Source organism: Intrasporangium sp., from assembly GCF_032907665.1.
Taxonomy (GTDB): Bacteria; Actinomycetota; Actinomycetes; order Actinomycetales; family Dermatophilaceae; genus Intrasporangium.
Window position 1 is genome coordinate 1 of sequence record NZ_JAJJPG010000165.1, and the last position, 4,239, is coordinate 4,239.

Annotated in this window: 5 protein-coding genes; 3 read left to right on the forward strand and 2 right to left on the reverse strand. The window is 70.5% G+C overall.

Annotated elements, in window-relative coordinates; translation table 11 throughout:
* The coding region (locus tag LOY02_RS17025; protein WP_317183561.1) for an acetyl/propionyl/methylcrotonyl-CoA carboxylase subunit alpha at nucleotides 1-940 on the reverse strand (940 nt) is incomplete at its 3' end.
* A gap of 160 nt (nucleotides 941-1,100) precedes the next feature.
* Between LOY02_RS17025 and LOY02_RS17030 the strand changes: the two genes are divergently transcribed.
* From LOY02_RS17030 to LOY02_RS17040, 3 genes are read left to right on the forward strand one after another with little or no spacing between them, the layout of a single operon-like run.
* Nucleotides 1,101-2,087 (forward strand): glycosyltransferase family 2 protein, encoded by a 987-nt coding sequence (locus LOY02_RS17030; protein ID WP_317183562.1) that lies wholly within the window; start codon nucleotides 1,101-1,103, stop codon nucleotides 2,085-2,087.
* 31 nt (nucleotides 2,088-2,118) lie between these two features.
* Nucleotides 2,119-2,634 carry a DUF3806 domain-containing protein gene (locus LOY02_RS17035; RefSeq protein WP_317183563.1) on the forward strand — a complete coding sequence of 172 codons (516 nt, stop codon included), beginning with the start codon at nucleotides 2,119-2,121 and terminating at the stop codon, nucleotides 2,632-2,634.
* A gap of 9 nt (nucleotides 2,635-2,643) precedes the next feature.
* Complete coding sequence (locus tag LOY02_RS17040) at nucleotides 2,644-3,513, forward strand: tryptophan 2,3-dioxygenase (RefSeq protein WP_317183564.1); 870 nt, start codon at nucleotides 2,644-2,646, stop codon at nucleotides 3,511-3,513.
* Here LOY02_RS17040 and LOY02_RS17045 read toward each other — a convergent pair.
* The coding region (locus tag LOY02_RS17045) for a helix-turn-helix domain-containing protein (RefSeq protein ID WP_317183565.1) at nucleotides 3,483-4,239 on the reverse strand (757 nt) is incomplete at its 5' end. The genes LOY02_RS17040 and LOY02_RS17045 overlap by 31 nt on opposite strands.

Consider the following 4,239-nt stretch of genomic DNA (forward strand, 5'->3'; position numbering starts at 1 on the left):
GCTCGCGGACGAGGTCGATACCGGTGACCTCCTCGGTGACCGGGTGCTCGACCTGCAGTCGGGTGTTGACCTCGAGGAAGCTGATCGAGCCGTCCTGTCCGATGAGGAACTCGCACGTGCCCGCGCCGACGTAGCCGGCCTCGCGGAGGATCGCCTTGCTCGCTCGGACCAGCTCGGCGTGCTGGGCCTCGGACACGAACGGCGCGGGGGCCTCCTCGACGAGCTTCTGGTTGCGGCGCTGGAGCGAGCAGTCGCGTGTCGACACCACGACGACGTTGCCGTGGTGGTCGGCGAGGCACTGGGTCTCGACGTGGCGGGGCTTGTCGAGGAACCGCTCGACGAAGCACTCGCCGCGCCCGAACGCCGTGACCGCCTCGCGCACCGCCGACTCGTAGAGGTCCGGGATCTCCTCGATCGTGCGCGCGACCTTCAGGCCCCGTCCGCCACCCCCGTAGGCGGCCTTGATCGCCACCGGCAGCCCGTGCTCCTCCGCGAACACGACGACCTCGTCCGGACCGGACACCGGGTCCTTGGTGCCGGGCACGAGCGGGGCGTTCGCCTTCGTCGCGATGTGTCGCGCCTTGACCTTGTCGCCGAGCGCGTCGATCGCGTCGGGGCCGGGGCCGATCCACGTCAGCCCGGCGTCGATGACGGCCTTGGCGAAGTGGGCGTTCTCGGCGAGGAAGCCGTAGCCGGGGTGGACCGCGTCCGCACCGGCTCGCCTGGCCACATCGAGCAGCTTCTCCTGCACGAGGTAGCTGTCGCCGGGGGTGGCCCCACCGAGCGCGTAGGCCTCGTCCGAGACCTTGACGTGCAGCGCATCCCGATCCGGCTCCGCGTAGACCGCCACGGATCCGATGCCCGAGTCCCGGCACGCCCGCGCGATGCGGACGGCGATCTCACCACGATTTGCGATCAGGACCTTGCTGATGGAAGCCATGCGTCGGACTCTAGCGCCTCGACGTCACCGCAAAATGTGCCGTCTGGAGCATTCCGTGCCAACGCTGCGTGAGGTCCGGCACATCACCGAGACGATGCCGTATGCCGCTGGGCCGGCCGCGGGTCCCAGGTGGCCAGGGGTGCCCCGCTAGGGTCGGACCATGCGCGGTGGAGGAGCAGCCGGTCAGGTCCGGCCGACGGTGAGCGTCTGCGTCGTCACCTATGAGCGCCCCGCCTTCCTCGAGCGATGCCTGCGCTCGTTGGCGCGTCTCGCCGAGCCGGTCGAGCAGGTCGTCGTCGTCGACGCGTCGAGCACGGATCACACCCGTGAGGTCGCTGCTCTCGGCGTCGGGGCGCAGTACGTCTGGGCGCCGCAGCTCGCCGGGTGGATGACCCGGTCCCGCAACGAGGGCCTCCGGTGGGTCACCGGCGACGTCATCGCCTTCCTCGACGACGACGTCGTCGTCGATGTGGGCTGGGCGCAGGCGCTGCGCGACGCCTACCTCGACGAGACCGTCGCGGCCGTGGCCGGTCGGACGAGGAACGGGATCGACGGCGAGGAGCGCTACGAGCTTCCGGTCGGCCGGTACCTCCCGACGGGGCGACTGACCGAGGGTTTCGCGATGGCCGCAGCCGAGCCGTTCGAGGTCGACCACGGGATCGGCGCCAACATGTCGTTCCGCCGTGAGGTCCTCGCCGAGCTCGGTGGTTTCCGTGACGACTACCCCGGCACCGCCCTGCGTGAGGACACGGACATGTTCCTCCGGGTCCGGTCCATCGGAGGGCGCGTCCTCTACCAGCCCGACGCGCTCGTCGACCACCTCCCGGCGCCCCATGTCAGAGGAGCCCGCTTCGACACGCGGTACAAGCTCTACGGCCGCCGCAACCACGTCGTCCTGATCGCCCGCCACCGCGGGCTCGGTTCCCGGGACCTGCGACGCTGGGTCGGCGACGAGCTTCGTGGGATCGGCGACGCCCGGGGAGCGGTCGGGAAGGCGCTGCGACTCGGAGTCACCGTGATCGGGGTCGCGTGGGGTCTCGCGGCTGCATCCAGGGCGGCTTCCTGGGGGCCCCTCGAGCCGCGCCGCGACGGGCCGGACGCAGAGGCGATCCGCGCCCACCTCGGCGGTGCCGCGCTGCAGGCCTAGAGTCGCCTCGGGCCCGCAGTACGGTGGGCCCATGGGGCTCTTCTCGCGCTGGCGCAAGGAAGAACGCACGGCTGTCCAGGCCCGCCCGACCGAGCCATCGCCGTCCGACGCGCTGTCGGAGCCACCACGTCCGCGGCCCGAGGACGGCAGACCGGTCTCGGCACCATTGACGGACGCTGAGCGCTCGCGCATCAGTCGTGGCCTCGAGGAGCTCGCGGCCAGGGGCGTGGACATCGACGATCTGGCTGCCATCGGGGCGGCCTACGACCGAGCGCACGCGGACGCCGCGGCCGGCCGCGGCGACGCGGCCGAGGTCGTCGAGCTCTTCGGTGTCGCCATCGGTGAACACCTGGTCCGTCGCAGCACCCGAGGTTGGTCCGTTGTCACGGACGCCTTCGGCACCGACCTCGGCCTCGTGGACGCGCGAGCGGATACCGTCGTCGTCCCCCACAACCTCGTCAGCGCGCGTTGGATGCGGGGAGAGACGGGCTGGATACCGGGCGTCGTCCAGCACCTCGTCGGTCTGTGTCCACGAGCCGGAGCCTAGGCTGACGGCATGGCCAACGACGTCCACGACGATTTCCGGAGCCGACGCGATCTGGAGGAGGGCATCCAGCGGGACTTCCGCAGGAAGATGTCCTACGGCGACTACCTGCGCCTCGATCTGCTGCTCGCCGCGCAGCAGCCACAGAGCGAGCCGCTCCAGCACGACGAGCTGCTCTTCATCATCCAGCACCAGACCTCTGAGCTGTGGCTCAAGCTGATGATCCACGAGCTCCGGTCCGCGAGAGATCTGCTCAGCCAGGATGAGCTCGCGCCCGCCCTCAAGAGACTCGCCCGGGTCAAGCACGTCCAGCACACCCTGACGGACCAGTGGTCAGTGCTCGCGACGCTGACGCCGAGCGAGTATGCCGAGATCCGGCCGTTCCTCGCGTCGAGCTCCGGCTTCCAGTCGGCCCAGTACCGCGAGGTCGAGTTCCTCCTCGGCAACAAGAACGCCGACATGGTCGGCGTGTTCGACCACGACCCCAAGGCCCAGCGCGACCTCACCGTGCTGCTCCATGAGCCGAGCCTCTACGACGGCTTCCTCGCCTACCTCGCACGTCGGGGATACGCGGTGCCCACGGAGCTGCTCGACCGCGACTGGTCCCAGCCCTACGTGCACCACGAGGGTCTCGTCGACGTCTTCGCCGAGGTCTATGCTGCCCCGCACGACCACTGGGGTGTCTACGAGACGTGTGAAGAGCTCGTCGACGTCGAGGACAACTTCCAGCAGTGGCGATTCCGGCACCTGCAGGTGGTCCAGCGGACGATCGGGCAGAAGACGGGGACGGGCGGCTCGACGGGGGTCGACTTCCTCCGTCGCGCCCTCGACCTGACCTTCTTCCCCGAGCTCTACGAGGTGCGCACGCGCATCGGCAGCTGACCACGGCCCAGCCGCGTGTGGGCATGCGCCGGCTCACACTGGCACGGGCACGGCCCGATGCACGCGAGCTCGAAGCACTCGTCGAGGCACCGGCAGTCGATCATCTCCGGCACGGGGTCGACCCGCGGTTGCCGGCCAGCCATGAGGCGTCGTCTCAGTGCGAGCTCAGCGGTGGTCGGGTGGTCCGCCGGCCGCGTGCGCCACGGAAACTGGCCGGCGATGCGGTCCCGCTCAGCCCGGTGATGGAACCAGCCCTTCGCCGCCGGCCGGTCATGGCGGGGTTTGACGATGAGCTCGAACGGAACCTGGTCCGGCGGGTCGACGTCGAGGTGCGCCGGGAATCGCCGACCGGCGTTGTCCCGGACGAGCCCCGCCGGCGCCGGGCGCACCTCCTGCCCGTCGCCGTCCACGGCGGCAAGGCGAAGTCCGCACGCCTCGAGGATGCGAGCAAGCACACCCAGGCTCGGCAGACCGCCGGCAGACTCGAGTCGGGCGATACTCGACGCAGCGACGCCGACCAGCGAGGCAAGGTCACGCTGGCTGAGGTCGGCGTGCCGTCGTGCGCGCACGACGAGCCGGCCAACGACGTCAGGGTCGCTCAGGTCTGGGAGTCTCGGGCGCTCGGTCACGGCCAGCACCCTCGCACGGTGTGGTGACAGCACCCCCGCTCGCGACGACAGCGTGCGGCACTGCTCAGTCTCGGTGAGCAGTGCCGCAGTCTGCGGG

Coding starts and splice junctions, on each gene's coding strand:
- LOY02_RS17035 (WP_317183563.1), top strand. CDS start 2,119: ATGGGGCTCTTCTCGCGCTGGCGCAAGGAAGAACGCACGGCTGTCCAG.
- LOY02_RS17040 (WP_317183564.1), top strand. CDS start 2,644: ATGGCCAACGACGTCCACGACGATTTCCGGAGCCGACGCGATCTGGAG.
- LOY02_RS17030 (WP_317183562.1), top strand. CDS start 1,101: ATGCGCGGTGGAGGAGCAGCCGGTCAGGTCCGGCCGACGGTGAGCGTC.